The organism is Gymnodinialimonas phycosphaerae (assembly GCF_019195455.1).
GTDB classification, from domain to species: Bacteria; Pseudomonadota; Alphaproteobacteria; order Rhodobacterales; family Rhodobacteraceae; genus Gymnodinialimonas; species Gymnodinialimonas phycosphaerae.
Genome location: NZ_JAIMBW010000001.1, coordinates 2,033,942 through 2,051,609, shown reverse-complemented (window position 1 = coordinate 2,051,609; position 17,668 = coordinate 2,033,942). Strand labels below are relative to the sequence as shown.

Below are 17,668 nucleotides of genomic sequence, written 5' to 3'. Positions count from 1 at the left end.
CGGCTCCAAAGGCGCCGGGCCCCGAGGGGGCACGCAAGGACCGGCTGGACAAATGGCTTTGGCAGGCGCGGTTCTTCAAGACCCGTAGCCTTGCGGCGCGACAGGTCGGCGACGGGCACGTGCGGGTCAATGCGGTCAAGGTCACCAAGACCGCGACGCCCGTTTCGCCCGGTGATGTCCTGACTTTCGCCCAGGGCCGCCAGATCCGTGTTGTGAAGATCGAAGCCCTCGCCAAGCGCCGGGGTCCCGCCGCCGAGGCCCAGGCGCTTTATACCGACATGACGCCCGAGGCCGAGCCCGTGCCCCCGCGCGTCGGCCCCCGTCCGACCAAGAAGGACCGCCGCGATATGGACGCCTTTCGCGAGGAAGATGACTAGGCCCTGTCGCGTCCCTCTCTCCTTGGCAATATGTAAGGTTTACCTTACACATTTGAGCAACCCCGCAAGGTGGCATCCCGCCGCGTTGCATCCCCCTCGTCTCTGCCTTAGCAGAGCCGCAACCAACCGCCCGGATTTAAACGTCGAAAGCTGCCCATGACCTACATCGTCAACGATGCCTGCATCGCCTGCAAATACACTGATTGTGTCGAAGTCTGCCCGGTGGATTGCTTCTACGAAGGCGAGAACATGCTCGTCATTCACCCCGATGAATGCATCGACTGCGGCGTGTGCGAGCCCGAATGCCCCGCCGACGCGATCCGCCCGGACACCGAGCCGGACATGGACAAATGGGTCGAGTTCAATCGCAAGTATTCCGAGATGTGGCCCGTGATCATCACCAAGAAAGATCCCCTGCCCACGGCGGAAGAGATGGACGGCAAGCCCGGCAAGATGGAGCTGTTTTCGGAGAAGCCCGGCGACGGGGATTAACCCCTGATCCGCCCCCTCAAGCCGATGGGTGAGGGCTGCTGACCCTTGCTTGAGCCCCTCATTTTTAAGAGCTTTCTTAACGCTGCGGCGCGGCACGCTTTAAATGAGGTCCGATTCGTGCTATATACAGCTCAATGAGTAAACGTGTCTGACACATCTGGGGGCGCATAGGCCCGCCGTTTCACCAAACGGAACATCAACCACCTGACGGAAAGCGCCCGACCGGCATGGTCCCGCCTTCCGCCGGAATTTTTGACGACTACCGTCGCCCGCATTGGGTGCAGAGCAAGGAATATCGCATGACAAAAGCCCGCAAAACGCTCGACTTCAGCCCCAACGATTTCGTCGTCTACCCCGCCCATGGCGTGGGTCGGATCATCAAGATCGAAGAGCAGGAAGTCGCCGGGCTTAATCTGGAGCTGTTCGTGATCTCGTTCGAGAAGGACAAGATGACGTTGCGCGTGCCGACCAACAAGGCGACCGAAGTGGGCATGCGCCCGCTGAGCGACCCGGCGGTCGTGTCCAAAGCGCTCGACACCCTGAAAGGCAAGGCCCGCGTGAAGCGCGCGATGTGGTCGCGCCGCGCCCAGGAGTATGAGCAGAAGATCAACTCCGGCGATCTGATCGCCATCGCCGAGGTGGTGCGCGACCTGCACCGCGCCGACGACCAGCGCGAGCAGTCCTACTCGGAGCGTCAGCTTTATGAAGCCGCGCTGGAGCGTCTGACCCGTGAATTGGCCGTCGTCAAAGGCATCGACGAGTCAGGCGCAGGCGCACAGTTGGTGGAAGTGCTGTCCAAGCGCGTGGCGGCGGCGTAAGCCGACCTTCACGGCGCACCGCATGACAGCGCACCAGCGAAACTTCGCTTAGAAATCCGTTACGGAATTCCTGACCCGCTGCTCCCTCGCAGCGGGTTTTTTTGTGTGATACAAATCAATTCAAGGGAAACGTGGACTATCTATTATAGGGTTTCGGCCCATGACTCGAAAGGAAGACCCCTCATGAAAAAATTTATTGCTCCCGTACTGCTGGTTGCAGCCACCGCCATTTCCGCCTGCCAGCCGCTGTCCCCACAGGACCGCTCCAACCTTGGCCTCGTCGGTGGCGCCGGTGCAGGCCTTCTGCTGGCCAGCGCGTTTGACGCCAACCCGGCCTGGACCGTTCTGGCCACTGTCGGCGGTGCTGCGCTTGGCACGCAGGTTGCGCGCAACACGCAGACTGGCCAGTGCGCCTATTCCAACGGCGACGGCACCTACTACGTGGCGGCTTGCTGATCTGATCAGCCTGCTACAAGAGAATCGCGGCGCAGGCGGTGAGGGTGGTAAGTTCCGCCACCACCTGCGCCGCGCCCAACACGTCCCCTGTCTGACCACCGATCTTGGCGCGGGCCACTAGGGCGATGGCAATCGTCGCCCCGGCCGCGACCATGGTGGCCACGATCCCGGCAAGCACGCCTGTCGCCAGCACCGCCCCCACAATCGCAACGCCCGCCGCAAGCCCCGCCGCCCAGGCCGGAGGCCTGCCAACATGGGCCGCAAGCCCCCCGTCGCGTGCAAAGCGCAAGCGCGCCATCACGCCGGCCATCGCGGCCCGACTGATCATCGCTCCCGCTAGAAGCGTTAAGGGAGCGACAGCAAGAAGCGCCGCGAACAGCGCCCACCGAAGGCCCATCGCCACAATCAGCGCCAACACGCCGTAGGCCCCGATGCGGCTGTCTTTCAGGATCTCTAGCCGTCGGTCCCGCGTCATGGCGCCCCAGAACCCATCGGCGCAGTCGGCCAAGCCGTCCTCGTGCAAACCGCCCGTGATCATCAGCCCTGCCGCTATGGCAAACCCGGCGGCCACGCCCGCAGGCAGGCCGATGCCCAAAGCGGTCAGACCGACCAGGACCTGACCCAACCCGACGACCAATCCCACCACCGGCCACGCCCAGGCCGCCGCCGCCCCGCGCACGCCGTCGCCGCCGGGTAGCGGCAGGCGGGTCAGCAATTGGCCCGCGCGGATCAGGTCGCGGGCCTCGGGGTGGTTGGTGTCGGTTTCAGCCATGAATTGGACCTTTCTGCCGCAGGGCACCCACGGCGTAATCCGCTACATATCAACCCGACCTCATCACGCAAGGGAACCCATCCATGACGACGCCCGCCACGCTCCTTGAGTTACACGCAGCCCTCGCCGCCGCCACGGGTCCCGATGAGGCGGCCCGCGCAGGCGCGCAGGAGCGCAACGGGCAGTTGACCAAGCCTCCCGGCGCGTTGGGACGGCTGGAGGATCTTGCGATCTGGTACGCGGCATGGCGCGGCGATGCCCGGCCCGCGATCACTGCGCCACAGGTGTTGATTTTTGCGGGAAATCATGGGGTTGCCGCACGCGGTGTCAGCGCCTTCCCGCCAGAGGTCACGGTCCAGATGGTGGCGAATTTCGCCCACGGGGGCGCGGCGATCAACCAACTCAGCACGCTGGCGGGCGCGACGATGTCGGTCCATCCGATTGACCTGGAAACGCCGACGGCCGATTTCACCCAAGGCCCGGCCATGTCCGAGGCCGAGGTCATGGCCGCGATTGCCGTTGGGTGGGAGGCGCTCGATCCCGCCTCCGATTTGCTGGTCGTGGGCGAAATGGGCATCGGCAACACCACCTCCGCCGCCGCGATTGCCCATGCGCTGTTCGGCGGCGCGGCCGAGGATTGGACCGGGCGGGGCACCGGCGTCGACGACGCGGGGCTGAGCCTGAAATCCAAGGTCGTGGCCGAGGGGCTGGCGGCGAACCCGGAGGCTGCGCAAGACCCGCTGCAAGCGTTGCGCTGCCTTGGCGGGCGCGAGTTGGCGGCCATGGCGGGCGCCATCGCCCACGCCCGTGTGCGGCATATCCCGGTCATTCTGGACGGCTTCATTTGCACCGCCGCCGCCGCCGCGCTGGAACGCGCGGTGCCCGGGGCGCTGGATCATGCGGTGGCGGGCCATGGCTCGGCCGAGCAGGCCCATGGACGGATGCTGGCGCAGTTGGGCAAAACGCCCCTGTTGCAACTGGACCTGCGGCTTGGCGAAGGGTCCGGCGGGGCCTTGGCGATCCAGATCCTGCGCGGCGCGCTTGCCTGCCATTCCGGCATGGCGACCTTTGCCGAGGCCGGGGTCGCAGGCGGCTAACGCGCGCCGCCGGGACGACGCGGGGCCTTGGCAGGGGGCCGCTCCGTTTTTCGGCTGATCCCGCTGAGCGCGCCCACATCGCCGCGCGCCCGTTTGGGTGTGCGGGCGCCTGCTGCCTCGTCCTGCATCTGGTCAAGTTGGGTCAGGATCGCGCTTTCCAGGTTGTCCGTCATCTCACGGGTCAGGCGCATGTATTCCGCGTTCTCAGTCACCGGAACGCCGGGCTTCCAGACCTCGGCCAGGGCGCGCAGGTTCTGGCGATCGTGGCGGTAGAAGGCGGTTTCCATCGCGTGAGCCTCATAGTCGGAAAGACCCATGTCCTCCAACACATAGCGCGCGGCGCGCAGAGAGCTGTCGAAGACCTCGCGGATGATGTGGTCGGCCCCGGCCTCATACAGCTCGTAGACGTGAAGCAGATCGTGGGCGCGGGCCACGACCGAGATATCGGGGCGGTTGCGTTTGGCATAGCGCACCAGCTTGATCGCAGACTGCTTGTCATCGACGCAGACCACCAGCACGCGGGCCTTGTCGAGGCCAGCGGCCTTCAGCAACTCGGGGCGCGTGGGGTCGCCGAAGAAGCTTTTCAGCCCGAAACGGCGCATCAGCTGGATCGTCTCCAGGTTCGAATCCAGTACGACGGTCTTGAAGCCCGAGGCCCTGACCATCCGGTTCACGGATTGTCCGAACCGCCCGACGCCCGCAATGATGATCGGGGCCTCTTCGTCGATTTCGTCATGTTGGGGCGCCTCCTCGAAGCCGTCCGCCACATGGGCGCCGATTTTCTCGAAAAGGATAAAGCTGAGCGGCGTCAGCAGCATGGACAGGGCAACGACAAGCAACAGGATTTCGGCAATGAAGTCCGGGAAGACGGCCTGCGACACGCCGAAGGCTACCAGCACGAAGCCGAACTCGCCCGCCTGCGCGAGGCCGAGGGTGAAAAGCCACCGGTCCCGCGCCTTCATCCGGGTCACCCGCGCGATCCCGTAAAGGACCGCCCCCTTGATCAACATAATGGCGAGGGTCAGGCCGATAATCAGGAACGGATTGCTGAAAAGCGTCGCAAAGTTGATCCCCGCGCCCACGGTGATGAAAAACAGGCCCAGAAGCAGGCCCTTGAACGGCTCGATATCAGCCTCCAGTTCATGCTTGAACTCGGAATTGGCCAAGACGACGCCCGCAAGGAACGCGCCAAGGGCGGGGGACAGGCCCACGAGGATCATCAGCACGGCGATGCTGACCACGAAGGCGAGGGCGGCGACGGTGTAGAGCTCTTTCAACTTGGCGTTATGGATGATGCGAAAGACCAGCGGCGACAGGTAGCGCCCGGCCAGGATCACCGCGGCCACGGCCGCCAGCGTCACCAGCGTGACGCCCCAGGCGGGCAGGCCCTCCACCAGTGATATCGAGTGGTGGGCGTCTTCGCCCGCACGCTCGATGGACCCGTCTTCGGTGAACCGGACCGGGGATGCCGTGGCCAGAAGCGGCAGGAGCGCCAGCGCCGGGATGACCGCGATGTCCTGGGTCAGCAGGACCGAAAACGCGCCGCGCCCGCCGGTGGTGCGCATCAGCCCCTTTTCCGTGAGCGTTGTCAGCACGATCGCGGTTGAGCTGAGCGCAAGGGTCATGCCGATGGCGAGGGCCAGCGGGCCATTGAGGCCCAAAAGCATAGCGCCGCCGGTCAGCACGAGGATCGACAGAAGGATCTGGCTGCCGCCAAGCCCAAGCAACCGTTTGCGCATGTCCCAAAGGGTGCGGGGATCAAGCTCCAGCCCGATGAGGAACAGCATGAGGACAACGCCGAATTCCGCATAATGCTGTAGGTCCTGCGTCTCGGACCCCACAAGGCCGAGAACGGGGCCGATGGCGATGCCCGCCAGCAGGTAGCCCAGAACGGAGCCAAGGCCGAAGCGAATGGAGATGGGAACGGCAACAAGCATCGCGCCGAGGTAGATCGTGATCTGAAGGAGGGTCGCTTCCATTCGTGATGGCCCCGGGTGTGTAGGTGACGGTGACGCATGCTTACGGCGCATGGTCATGCGGCGTCCACCGCACGGCGCGGATTTCATGATGAAACGTCTGCAATCGCTGGATCACGGCGACTTATTGCGCGTTCGGTGCGGGTTCCAGAACGGGCGCGGCTTCTAGCCGACGCGTCTGACAGGTGCGCAGAGTGTAGGGCCGCCCCACCCGGACGGTCGATTTGGCGACGCGGGTTTCGGTCGGTTTCGGCGGCCTACCCCTTGCCAGCGCGGCCCGCTTGGGCAATCTGGCCCCGTCAGCCAGAGAAGGGGACCCCCGATGAAGCGATCACGGATCAATGAGATCATACTGGAAGCCGAGGCGTTCATGCGCTCTTTCGGATTCGTGCTGCCGCCCTTCGCCAATTGGACCCCGGATGAGATGAAGGCCAATGCGGGCGTGGCACGGGCCGTGATCGAGGGGCGATTGGGCTGGGACATCACCGACTATGGGCAGGGCAAGTTCGACGAACTGGGCCTGTTCCTGTTCACCCTGCGCAATGGCCGGTTGAGCGACCTGCAAGCGGGTGGCGGCATGTGCTACGCCGAGAAGCTGTTGATTTCAAAGAAAGATCAGATCAGCCCGATGCATCGGCATTATCTGAAGGCCGAGGATATCATCAACCGGGGCGGGGCGACGCTGGCGATCGAGCTCAATGGCTCCGCGCCCGATGGCACGTTCGATCCGGACGCGGGCGGCGTGGTGATGTGTGACGGGATCGAGCGGCGATTCGGCCCCGGCGAGGTGCTTCTGTTCGCCCCCGGCGAGAGCGTGACCTTGATGCCCGGAGATTGGCACAAATTCTGGGGCGAGGGCGGTGACGTGCTGATCGGAGAGGTCTCGACCGTCAACAACGACGAGACGGATAATTGGTTCCGCGAGCCCATCGGGCGCTTCGCGGCGGTGGAAGAGGACGTCGCGCCGTCGCATCTGTTGGTTTCCGACTACGGGGCCTGGCTGTAGGCGGGTTGATCCCGCCGTCGGGCGCAAGATGCCTCAAGGTGCCCGAAGGGTGGTAGGCCGAACCCCCGGTCTCACGTAGCCCAAAGGACGGTAGACCCAGCTTAGAGACTCCGCCAGCCGATGTCTTGGCGGTAGAACCCCTCGGGCCAGTCGATCTGCGCGGCCATCGCATAGGCCTGATCGCGGGCCTCTTGCAGGCTCTTGCCCCGGGCCGTGACGTTGAGAACACGACCACCCGTCGCCGTGATCTTGCCGTCCTTTTCCGTAGTGCCGGCGTGGAACACCATCTGCGAGGACGTCTCGGGCATATCATTCAGGCCATTGATCACGCTGCCTTTCCGGTAGCTGCCGGGGTAGCCCTTGGCAGCCATGACCACGGTCATGGCGTGATCGTCGGCCCACTGTACCTGCGCATCGGCCAGCCGCGCGTCGGCGCAGGCCAGCATCAGGTCCAGCGCCTGACCGCCAAGCCGCATCATCAGGACCTGGCACTCCGGATCGCCGAAGCGGGCGTTGTATTCCACCAGGCGCGGCTGGCCGTCCTCGATCATCAGCCCGGCATAAAGCACGCCGGTGTAGGGCGTGCCGCGGCGGGTCATCTCGGCCATCGTCGGCTCGATGATCTCGGCCATCGCGCGGTCTGCTATGGCATCCGTCAAGACGGGCGCGGGCGAATAGGCGCCCATGCCGCCGGTGTTTGGCCCCTCGTCGCCGTCGTAGGCGCGCTTGTGGTCCTGCGCGGTGCCAATCGGCAGGCAGGTTTGCCCATCGCAGAGCACGAAGAAAGACGCCTCTTCGCCCCCCATGAACTCTTCAATCACCACCTCCGCGCCTGCCGCGCCGAAGGCGCCGTCGAACATGTGGTCGATGGCGGCGAGCGCCTCATCCTCGGTCATGGCGACGACGACGCCCTTGCCAGCGGCGAGGCCATCGGCCTTCACGACGATCGGGGCACCGTTCTGGCGAATGTAATCCTTCGCGGGTCCTGCTTCCGTGAATCGCGCCCAAGCGGCGGTGGGGGCGCCTGCGGCGTCGCAGACCTCTTTGGTGAAGGTCTTGGAGGCCTCCAGCTGCGCGGCGGCAGCAGTCGGGCCGAATGCCAGAATTCCAGCATTCCTCAACATATCCACAACGCCTGCGGCAAGTGGCGCTTCGGGGCCTACAATCACGAAATCAATGGAGTTTTCGACGGCGAAGTCGCAAACGGCGCTGGGGTTATCCACATCCAGACTGGCACAATCCGCGATCTGCTCGATGCCCGCGTTGCCCGGTGCCACGATCAGACGATCACATTTCGGGTTCTGCAACACGGCCCAGGCCAAGCTGTGTTCGCGGCCACCGGAGCCAAGGATAAGGATGTTCATCTGGAAAATTCCCTTCTGGCCAAGGTGCTGCCGGTCACCCCATAGGGCAGGTGTCGGTTTAGGCGGCGCAGGCGGAACGCGCAAGTGATCCGGCCAAATCTTGGCGCGCTGTTCGGTCAGTAGGCTGTCATAGAACCGTCACAAAGGCGCGTTACCCAAGACTCATGAAAAGTGAAAAAATAGGAGGCTCCGATGACCTCTCGTAACGACCAGCTCTGGGAGCTGATTTCCATCCACCCGATGCCCGCGGACGCGAGCGGACGATCCTTTCCTGATCAATTGATGGATGAACACCTGATCAAGCGCGAAACTGCCCTGACGGCGATCAAGGAATATCGCAAGTTCATCTACCTCTGTGCCACGCGTGAGGCACGGAATGTGCCGTCGAAAGCGGTCGATCTGGTGTGGCATCAACACATGCAGCACAGCCAGGATTACTGGGACGGCCTCTGCGCCAAGATCGGCAAACCCCTGCACCATGCGCCCGGTGGGGAAGGGATGGCTCATCTGGCCGATTACAAGGCGACGGTTGCGGCGTATCGTGAACGGTTCGGCACTCCTCCACGGGGAATCTGGCGCCGCGCGTCTCGGTTGAAAAGCCTGTTTGGTATCCTGTTTTGCGGCGTCTTTCTGGTCGCGGGCTTCGGCATGATCGTGGATGGCGAAGTGCCGCTGCCCTTCTCCGTTGCCTTCACCGCCGTGCCATTCCTCGCCATCAGCGCGCTGCTCCATTCAATTACGCCGGGTGGGCAATATGAGCTGACGTTTGAAATGGGGAATCCTTTCGCCGATGAAGATGCGGGCGATTGCGGATCCGGCGATTGCGGTGGCTGCGGCGACTAGTTAGGTTTTGCGCCTGATGAATGATCTGATCGACGACGATAGCGGCAACGCCCCCGAATTCACCGTATCCGAGATTTCGGGCGCGGTGAAACGAACCGTGGAAGGCGCGTTTTCCCATGTGCGGGTGCGGGGTGAGGTGGGGCGGCTGTCGCTGCCACGCTCGGGCCACATCTACCTGGACCTGAAGGATGATCGCAGCGTTCTGGCCTCGGTCGTTTGGAAGGGCGTCGCAAGCCGCCTGACCCATCAGCCGGAAGAAGGTATGGAGGTGATCGCCACGGGTCGCCTGACGACATTCCCCGGTCAATCCAAGTACCAACTGGTGATCGAAGACCTTCAACCGGCGGGCGCGGGTGCCTTGATGGCGATGCTGGAAAAGCGTCGCAAGGCGCTGGCCGCCGAGGGGTTGTTTGACGACGCCCGCAAGCAGCCGCTGCCGTTCCTGCCAGAGGTGATCGGTGTCGTGACCTCGCCGTCAGGTGCCGTGATCCGGGACATCCTGCACCGCTTGCGCGACCGTTTCCCGCGCAAGGTGTTGATCTGGCCCGTCGCCGTGCAGGGCGCGAAATGCGCACCCGAGGTGGCGAATGCGATCCGGGGCTTCAACGCGATGACGCCGGGCGGCGCGCTGCCAAGGCCCGATCTGTTGATCGTGGCGCGTGGTGGCGGATCGCTTGAGGACCTTTGGGGGTTCAACGAGGAAGCGGTGGTTCGCGCGGCAGCCGAAAGCGTCATTCCCCTGATCTCGGCCGTGGGGCACGAGACGGACACAACGCTGATCGACTACGCCAGCGATTACCGCGCACCCACACCCACCGGGGCGGCGGAAAAGGCCGTGCCCGTGCGCCTGGACATGCTGAATTGGCTGCGCCAGCAAGAGGCGGTTCTGTCGCGCGGTATGACGGCCGCCCTGACCCTGCGCCGACAAAGATTGACGGACCTCGGACGGTCGCTGCCGCGCCCGGAGGCCCTGATGGAACCGGCCCGGCAACGGCTGGACCTGGCCAGCCTGCGTCTGGCCCCGGCGCTGACGAGCCGCACGAAGGACGCGCGCGCGCAGTTGGAGCGCCTCTCGGCGCGGCTTGACCCGGCGCTGGATCGCGCAGTGGCGCGCAAGCGCCTTGCGCTGGGGGAACGGGCGGCGGGGCTGACACCCGCACGGCTGGCCGGAGTGGCCCGTCAGGGCCGCCGCGATCTCGATCGGTTGGCTGCGCGCCTCGATCCGCAAAGATTGGCGGCGCGGGTCGGCGTTATGGAAGAGCGGTTGGCCGCCGCCCGCGCCCGCTTTGCACAAGCCGCCGGCCTGTCGGTTGAGCGGCGTCGCAAGGCGTTTGACGCGCTTGATCGTTTGCATCGTACCCTAGGCTATACCGAAACGCTGGAACGGGGCTATGCGGTGATCCGTGCCGGTGACGAGGTGTTGACCACCAAGGCCGCCGCCAGTGCCCATGCCTTGCTGGAGATCCAATTCGCCGATGGCCGCCTTGGGGTCAGCCCCACGGGTGCCACGCCGAAACCGGCGAAGAAATCCGCAAAGCCAAAACCGCCCAAGGACCAAGGCAGCCTGTTCTAGAACAGGCTCAGCGCCCCCGGATCCGTGGGTCGAGGGCATCCCGCAAGCCGTCGCCGATGTAGTTGACCGACAGCACCGTGAGAGAGATGAACAGGCCTGGCCAGATCACCCGTTCAGGGTTCTGGGTCAGCCAGTCGGTCGCGTCGAACAGCAAGCGGCCCCAGGTGGGGAAGTCCGACGGGAAGCCAAGGCCAAGGAACGACAGCGCGCTTTCCGTGATGATCGCATTCGCGATCCCCAGCGTCGCCGAGACCATGATCGACGACATCACGTTGGGCAGAACGTGGCGCAGGATCAGCCGCCACGGCGGTGTGCCGATGGAGCGGGCGGCCAGAACGAACTCTCGCTCTTTCAGGGCCAAGACGTCGCCGCGCACGACGCGGGCCGTCTGCATCCACGACGTCAGTCCGATGACCACGACGATCAGCACGAAGATGCCGCCCTCGGGCCCAAAGGCATTCCGCAGCGTGTCGCGGAACAGCATGATGATGACCAGCAGAAGCGGCAGAAGCGGCATCGCAAGGAACAGGTCCGTCAACCGCATCAGCGGCCCGTCGGCCTTCTTGAAATAGCCCGCCAGCACCCCGATCAGCGTGCCGAAGAACAGCGCCAGAAGCATCGCGGTCAGGCCCACGGCGATGGACGTCTGCCCCCCCACCATCATCCGCGCCAGCGTGTCACGGCCCAACTGGTCCGCCCCCAGCGGGTGCGCCCACGACAGCTTCAGCCCGTAAATCGGGTTGGCGCGGCTGAACGCCTCGGGGGAGGCGAAACACGCGGGCATGTCCTGGAACCACAGCAGCCAGCCGTCCAGTGAGAACCAGCCGCCGCCGACGCCAAGGCAGGCGATAATGTGGTTGGTGTTGCGCGCCAGAATGTCGATGTACTGGCTGTCGACGGTCCAGAACAGCGGGCCGAGGTAGACGAACAGCAGCGAGAAGATGAAGAAGCCAAGGCCAAACAGCGCCCCCTTGTGGGTGCGGAACTGGTCCCAGACGTCCCACCATTGGTTGCGGGGGGCCGACATCGCGCGCAGCGGGGCGGCACCTGCCGGGGTGGCCCCGGATGTGGCAATGGGTTGCTCGGGTGCGTCAGACATAGGCCACCTCAGTCATAGCGAATTCTCGGGTCCAGGACGCCGTATAGAATGTCAGCCAACAGGTTGAAGAGCACGATCAGGATCGCGAAAATGAAGCTGACGGTCTGCACGACGGGCACGTCGCCGGCCTGAATGGCGATGATCAACAGTTGGCCAATGCCGTTCACCTTGAACACCTGCTCGGTGATGATCGCGCCGCCGAAGACGGCGGGCACGTTCAGGGCAATCACGGTCACGACCGGGATCATCGAGTTGCGCAGCACGTGGATCAGCACCACCACGCTTTCCGTCAAGCCCTTGGCCCGCGCGGTGCGCACGTAGTCCTGGTTCAAATTGTCGAGCATCGAGGCCCGCATATAGCGGCTGATTTGCGACGCGTTGAACAGGCCCAGGACCATGACGGGCATGATCATCTGCTTAAATTGCTGCACGAAGGTGTCCCAATCCACGACCTCCAGCGTCGTGTCGTAGACCGAGGGCAGCCAGAACATGCTGTCTTGGGGGATCACGGTCGAGAAGATCACGATCAGCAGCACCCCGGTGAAGAACGTCGGCACCGAAAAGCCTAGCATCGAGATGAATGTCCCGATCTGGTCGAACCACGAATACTGGCGGTAAGCCGAGATCACGCCGATGGGAACGGCGATCAGGATGCCCACGATATAGGACGTTCCCACGACCCACAGGGTTTGCGGCATCCGCTGCATGATCAGGTCCATTACCGGCGAGCGGGTCTGGTAGCTGATGATCCGGGTGCCGCCCTCGGGCGCCAGTTCGGTCCCGAACCAGCCGTCAAACATATGCAGGGGCTCATCCCAGACGGTCAGCTTCAACCACTTGAAGTACTGCACGAATATCGGATCATTCACGCCAAGGCTTTCGCGGATCTGCTCACGCACCTCTGGCGGGATCGTCAGGGGCAGGCCTGCCGTCGGGTCTGACGGCGACAGCTTCACGATCAGGAAGATGATGAAGCTGATGAAGATCAGCGTCGGGATCGCAAGGATCAGGCGGCGGATGGTGAAGGTCAGCATGTCAGGCGGCCTCTCTTGCGGTGCATTGGCCGGTATAGACGCCATCGAAGATCGCCAACCGGGCCTCGATACGGGTGCCAGCGGCCTCGATGATGATGGCATGACTGCCGTCCGGCGTCGCGAACGCCAATGGCCCTGATGCGGCTTCCGGTGCAGCACCGCCATAGACCAGTGCAAGGCGCGTTGGATCTAGCCCATCACCTGCCAGGTCTATGGCTTCAGCGTTCCAGTCGAATTCGACCGAGAAGGCTTGGGCGGCGGTCGAACACGACCCGTCGGTGCAGTACTCGGTTCCGATACAATCCATATCCTCAAACGCCCATAGCCCCGAAGGGGCACATGCGAGGAGCGTAGCGAGGAGGGGTTTGGATAGCATGGGAACGAAGTGAGCCTTTGGGCGGAAGGGAAGGGAAAAGACCCGCCCCCCGAGAAAAGGGAGCGGGTCATATCAAGTCACATCACTCAGGAATGCGGTGCCATTCTGCGATGTTCCACAGCTCAGAATCCCAGTCGGACATGCGGATGCCGCCGAGGGAGTTGGCGTGGGCGGACACGCCGCCCCGGTGAACCAGCGGGATGATGGAATACGACTGCATGATCATGTCGTTCATCGCCATCGCCAGACGGCCCCGCTCGGCCAGGTCGGCGGTGCCGGCCATCTCGGCCACGAGGGCGTCGTACTCGGGGTCACACCAACGCTGGATGTTCGCACCCTGCCACTGAGTACCTGGGCCCGGGATGTCCGAGCACAGCCAGTTGGCCATGTACGCCTGAGGGTCAACGCCTGCGAAGTTGTTGGTGTACATCTCCACGTCGGCATAGAACTTCTGGAACGTATCGGGCGAGGCGGGGTCGCCGCCGAAGAAGACCGATGCGTCGATATTGCGAAGCTCGGACCCGATGCCGATCATTTCCCACCACTGCTTCACCAGCGCCTGCGTGTCCTGACGGACGGCGTTGGTAGAGGTCTGGTAGAGCACGGTCATCGGGATGCCGTTGTATTCCCGGATGCCGTCGCCGTCGGTGTCGATGTGACCGGCTTCATCCAGAAGCGCGTTGGCGCCCTCGATGTCCTGCACGAGGCAGCCATCGTTGGCGGTGGACGCATAGGCTTCGGGTGCGGGCAGCACGTTACAGGTCGGCTGACCGCCTGCGCCGTAGCCCACTTCAACCAGCAGCGCGCGGTCGATGGCCATGGACATCGCCTGGCCCACGATCGGGTCTGTCAGGAACGGGTGGGGGCCGCCCTCAACCGTGGAACGCATGTCGCCCAGGGCCGGATCAGGGTTGGTCTGGTTCAGGTGCAAACGCTCAACGGACGTGCCGAAGGCGGTCACGACCGTGCCGTTCCCCTGCGCTTCCATCTGCGCCAGGATCGTCGGGTCGATTTGCAGGTTCCAGGCGTAGTCGAACTCGCCGGTTTCCAGCACGGACCGCGCCGCTGCCGTTGCATCGCCGCCGCCTTTGAAGGTCACGGAGGCGAAGTGGGGCTGATCGGGCACACGGTAGTTGTCGTTGGCCACGAACTCGATCACGTCATTGGGGCGGAAGTCCGTCACAACGAAGGGACCGGTGCCGATGGGGCCGAAGTTGGCCTCGGTGCACTCGGGGGCGCGGGCGCCAAGGCAATCCGCGAACTGAGCCGCCTGGATGATCGGGCTCTCGGAGCCGACCAGCGCGGTGTAGGGGAAGGGAGTGGGGTTCTCGAAGGTGATCTGGATCGTGGTGTCATCCACGGCCACGATCTCTTCGACACCATCAAAGTAGGACGCCTGCGCGCAGCCGCTTTCGTCATCCGTGCAATACTGCCAGGTGAACACGGCGTCAGCCGCCGTCAGGGGCGTGCCATCGGACCACAGGACGCCTTCCTGCAACTGCCAGGTGATCTGTGTCAGATCCTCGGAGATGCCGCCGTTCTCGACGGTGGGGATCTCGGCAGCAAGCCACGGCACCATGGCGCCGGTGTCATCAAAGCGCGCAAGGCTTTCAAGAACCAGCGACGCCGATTCCACTTCCTTCGTGCCACCCGAAAGATACGGGTTCAGCGTCGAAGGCGCTTGCCAATAGATGATGTTGAGGTGGCCCGAGCCGCCGCGGGCAAGGTGCCCGTCGGCCAGCGCGGCCAGTGGAGCGAAGGCGAAGGCCGCCGCGGCTCCGAGAAGGATGGATGTACGTTTCATCTTGGTCTCTCTCTCCTTGTTGGTCTTTTTTGCTCTTTTGGATCTTACCAGATTTGGTCTGCCTCTGGGCCGCCGCCTTGTGGCGATCTTCTTGGTATCAGGTGTGGAGGTGGCAGGCGACGAAACGGCCCGGGCGCACCTCTTTCATTTCGGGGTCCTCGATGCGGCACACGTCCATCACCGCCGGACAGCGGGTGCAGAAGTTGCACCCCTTGGGCGGGTTTGACGGCGAGGGGACATCGCCTTGCAGGATCACCCGTTCGGCCACGTCGTGCAACGCGGGGTCCGGTTCGGGCACGGCGGACAAAAGCGCCTTGGTGTAGGGATGCAGGGGATCGCTGAACAAGGCGTCACGCGGCGCCAACTCGGCCACCTTGCCAAGGTACATGACCGCCACGCGGTCGGCGATATGGCGAACCATCGACAGGTCGTGGGAGATGAACAGATACGTCAGCCCCATCTTTTCCTGCAAATCCTCTAGCAGGTTCACGACTTGCGCCTGGATCGACACATCCAGCGCCGCGATGGGCTCGTCACAGACGATGAACTTGGGGTTCAGCGCCAAGGCCCGCGCGATCCCGATACGCTGGCGCTGGCCGCCGGAAAACTCGTGCGGGTAGCGGTTGGCGAAATCACGGTTTAGGCCGACGGCATCCAACAGCTCGTAAATGCGCGCGTCGCGTTCCGACTTGGACATCCGGGTGTGCTCGGAAAGGGGCTCTCCGATGATCGCGGCCACGGTCATGCGCGGGTTGAGAGATGCCTGGGGGTCCTGAAACACCATCTGCATGGTGGGCCGCAGCGCGCGTAACGCGCGCTCGGACGGGGCGAAATCCTCGGGCGACACACCCGCCTTTCGCGACGCGGCCGCCCGGTACATCGATCTGGAGATGGCATAGGCGGCCCAAAGCGCGCCGACCAAGGCCGCAAGCGCAACAGGGAAGAGCAGCCATTGAGACATCAGCAAGGCCCAGAGGGCGGGGCCGGTCATCGCCAACAGGCCCACGATCAGGGCGGCGCCGACAAAGAAGCCGATTGTCGCGACGCGTTCCGCGCGCCGCGCGATGTCGCGGGCCACGATGTTGCCCCAGCCAAGCTCTTGCCCTTCCAGCTGGACCGAGCCGCCCGTCGGCTCATGGAGCCGCAGGACGGCGCGCCCGCAGGTGGATTTGCCGCACCCGCTTTCGCCCACAAGGCCGAGGGTCTCGCCCTCGAAGATGTCGAAGTTCACGCCATCGACGGCCTTCACGTCGCCCGTGTGCTTGCGCAACAGGCCGGTATAGATCGGGAAATACATGCGCAGGTTGCGGACTTCGACAAGCTTGCGCGTGGAGGGACCATCAAACATCAGTCGAGCCTCCGTCCCAGAAACACGCCGCATTGTGTTCGTCTTCACCGACATTTTCCAGCAGCGGATTTTCACGCGCGCAGCGGTCGAAGGCGTGGGGACAGCGGTCGCGGAACGAGCAGGCGCTTGGCGGTGCGCCCAACATCGGCGGCTGACCCTGGATCACTTGCAGCCGGTCGGCACGCTCGCCGGTGATGCTGGGGACAGTCTCCAGCAGCATCCGCGTGTAGGGGTGGCTGGGGTTGCTGAACAGCTTGCGCACCGGGCCCTCTTCCACGACCTGGCCACCGTACATGACCATGACACGGTCGGCGATGCCCGCGATCACGCCCAGGTCATGGGTGATCCAGACGATCGCCATGCCTAGCTTCTGGCGCAGCTCTTTCACCAGTTCCAGAATTTGCGCCTGAATGGTCACGTCCAGCGCCGTTGTCGGCTCATCCGCGATCAGAACCTCCGGGTCGCAAGCCAGCGCGATGGCGATCATCACACGCTGGCGCATGCCGCCGGAAAACTGGTGCGGATAATCCTTCAGGCGCCGTTCGGCATCGGGGATCCCCACAAGTTCCAGCAATTCGACCGAGCGCTTGCGCGCGGCGGCCTTGTCGAGCCCCATGTGTTTGCGCAGCGGCTCCATCAACTGGTAGCCGACGTTGAACACGGGGTTGAGCGATGTCATCGGGTCCTGGAACACCATGCCGATGCGCGCGCCACGTACGGCGCGCAACTGGTCTTCGGTGATCTGCATCAGATCCATGTCGCCGAATTCAACGGTGCCGGACCGAATTTCAGCGGGCGGCATCGGCAGAAGGCGGATCAGGGACATCATCGTCACGGACTTGCCCGAGCCCGATTCCCCGACAACCCCCAACAGCTCTCCGGCTTTCAGGCGGAAACTGACATCATTGACGGCATGCACCTCACCACGGCGGGTGCGGAACACTGTCTTTAGATCGCGGACGTCCAATACGTAACGATCTGCCCCGTTCGGCATCTGAGAATCGGCCCCATCGGGCATATGTGGAGGTCCCCCTGACCTGTCGGATACGGCTGCCCTTTGTTCGATCTCTCGAAACGGGCGCTCTATACCGTTGACGCTAACATGAAATTTTCATCCCGCAAGGGTCTACGTGCCGGTTGACGCATGGGAATTAGGCGGGCGCCCATTCTTTGGGCGTCGCGATCAGCGGGTGGCCTTGACGACTTCGCAGCGTGCGCTCAGGGTTGAATGGC

The 17,668-nt window shown here is 64.0% G+C and carries 17 protein-coding genes; 8 read left to right on the top strand and 9 right to left on the bottom strand.

All coding sequences use genetic code 11. The features are described 5' to 3' along the window. The first annotated feature begins 44 nt into the window (after positions 1-44). The 4 genes from KUL25_RS10110 (at position 45) to KUL25_RS10095 (ending at position 2,143) form a co-directional block, all read left to right on the top strand. A complete protein-coding gene (locus tag KUL25_RS10110; protein WP_082916651.1) occupies positions 45-377 on the top strand; it encodes an RNA-binding S4 domain-containing protein in 333 nt (110 codons plus the stop codon). Positions 378-533: 156 nt separating this feature from the next. Beyond that, a complete protein-coding gene (gene fdxA / locus KUL25_RS10105) occupies positions 534-869 on the top strand; it encodes a ferredoxin FdxA (protein WP_068360083.1) in 336 nt (111 codons plus the stop codon). A 299-nt stretch (positions 870-1,168) separates the two neighbouring features. Continuing rightward, the gene (locus KUL25_RS10100) at positions 1,169-1,687 is read left to right on the top strand and encodes a CarD family transcriptional regulator (protein ID WP_068360092.1); all 519 of its coding nucleotides are present in this window, start codon (positions 1,169-1,171) and stop codon (positions 1,685-1,687) included. Between the two features lie 183 nt (positions 1,688-1,870). Continuing rightward, a complete protein-coding gene (locus tag KUL25_RS10095) occupies positions 1,871-2,143 on the top strand; it encodes a glycine zipper 2TM domain-containing protein (RefSeq protein WP_257892834.1) in 273 nt (90 codons plus the stop codon). Positions 2,144-2,156: 13 nt separating this feature from the next. On the opposite strand, the gene KUL25_RS10090 is transcribed toward KUL25_RS10095, so the two are convergent. After that, positions 2,157-2,915, bottom strand: a complete 759-nt coding sequence (locus KUL25_RS10090) for an adenosylcobinamide-GDP ribazoletransferase (RefSeq protein WP_257892833.1) — start codon at positions 2,913-2,915, stop codon at positions 2,157-2,159. An 83-nt stretch (positions 2,916-2,998) separates the two neighbouring features. Between KUL25_RS10090 and cobT the strand changes: the two genes are divergently transcribed. After that, positions 2,999-4,012 (top strand): nicotinate-nucleotide--dimethylbenzimidazole phosphoribosyltransferase, encoded by a 1,014-nt coding sequence (gene cobT, locus KUL25_RS10085; RefSeq protein ID WP_257892832.1) that lies wholly within the window; start codon positions 2,999-3,001, stop codon positions 4,010-4,012. On the opposite strand, the gene KUL25_RS10080 is transcribed toward cobT, so the two are convergent. Next, entirely contained in the window at positions 4,009-5,991 is a 1,983-nt protein-coding gene (locus KUL25_RS10080) for a cation:proton antiporter domain-containing protein (protein ID WP_257892831.1), read from the bottom strand. The genes cobT and KUL25_RS10080 overlap by 4 nt on opposite strands. 319 nt (positions 5,992-6,310) lie before the next feature. Here KUL25_RS10080 and KUL25_RS10075 point away from each other — a divergent pair, with 319 nt between their 5' ends. Next, positions 6,311-6,994, top strand: coding sequence for a D-lyxose/D-mannose family sugar isomerase (locus KUL25_RS10075; protein ID WP_257892830.1), 684 nt, complete (start codon positions 6,311-6,313; stop codon positions 6,992-6,994). 101 nt (positions 6,995-7,095) lie between these two features. Here the strand turns inward: KUL25_RS10075 and purD are convergent, their stop codons facing one another. Beyond that, entirely contained in the window at positions 7,096-8,358 is a 1,263-nt protein-coding gene (gene purD / locus KUL25_RS10070; RefSeq protein ID WP_257892829.1) for a phosphoribosylamine--glycine ligase, read from the bottom strand. A gap of 192 nt (positions 8,359-8,550) precedes the next feature. Here purD and KUL25_RS10065 point away from each other — a divergent pair, with 192 nt between their 5' ends. Next, positions 8,551-9,201: a glycine-rich domain-containing protein gene (locus tag KUL25_RS10065; protein ID WP_257892828.1), complete on the top strand. Its 651-nt coding sequence runs from the start codon at positions 8,551-8,553 to the stop codon at positions 9,199-9,201. Between the two features lie 16 nt (positions 9,202-9,217). Then, complete coding sequence (gene xseA / locus KUL25_RS10060; protein ID WP_257892827.1) at positions 9,218-10,774, top strand: exodeoxyribonuclease VII large subunit; 1,557 nt, start codon at positions 9,218-9,220, stop codon at positions 10,772-10,774. Positions 10,775-10,781: 7 nt separating this feature from the next. On the opposite strand, the gene KUL25_RS10055 is transcribed toward xseA, so the two are convergent. The 6 genes from KUL25_RS10055 to KUL25_RS10030 form a co-directional block, all read right to left on the bottom strand. Next, entirely contained in the window at positions 10,782-11,801 is a 1,020-nt protein-coding gene (locus KUL25_RS10055) for an ABC transporter permease (protein ID WP_257894839.1), read from the bottom strand. Positions 11,802-11,881: 80 nt separating this feature from the next. Continuing rightward, positions 11,882-12,907: an ABC transporter permease gene (locus KUL25_RS10050; RefSeq protein ID WP_068360069.1), complete on the bottom strand. Its 1,026-nt coding sequence runs from the start codon at positions 12,905-12,907 to the stop codon at positions 11,882-11,884. Position 12,908: 1 nt separating this feature from the next. After that, the gene (locus KUL25_RS10045) at positions 12,909-13,214 is read right to left on the bottom strand and encodes a hypothetical protein (RefSeq protein WP_257892826.1); all 306 of its coding nucleotides are present in this window, start codon (positions 13,212-13,214) and stop codon (positions 12,909-12,911) included. Positions 13,215-13,365: 151 nt separating this feature from the next. After that, on the bottom strand, positions 13,366-15,087 hold the full coding sequence (locus KUL25_RS10040) for a peptide ABC transporter substrate-binding protein (RefSeq protein WP_257892825.1): 1,722 nt from the start codon (positions 15,085-15,087) through the stop codon (positions 13,366-13,368). A 97-nt stretch (positions 15,088-15,184) separates the two neighbouring features. Further along, the gene (locus KUL25_RS10035) at positions 15,185-16,435 is read right to left on the bottom strand and encodes an ABC transporter ATP-binding protein (protein WP_257892824.1); all 1,251 of its coding nucleotides are present in this window, start codon (positions 16,433-16,435) and stop codon (positions 15,185-15,187) included. Continuing rightward, on the bottom strand, positions 16,428-17,429 hold the full coding sequence (locus KUL25_RS10030) for an ABC transporter ATP-binding protein (RefSeq protein WP_427854483.1): 1,002 nt from the start codon (positions 17,427-17,429) through the stop codon (positions 16,428-16,430). Before KUL25_RS10030 ends, KUL25_RS10035 begins: the two co-directional genes overlap by 8 nt. Positions 17,430-17,668: the final 239 nt, after the last annotated feature.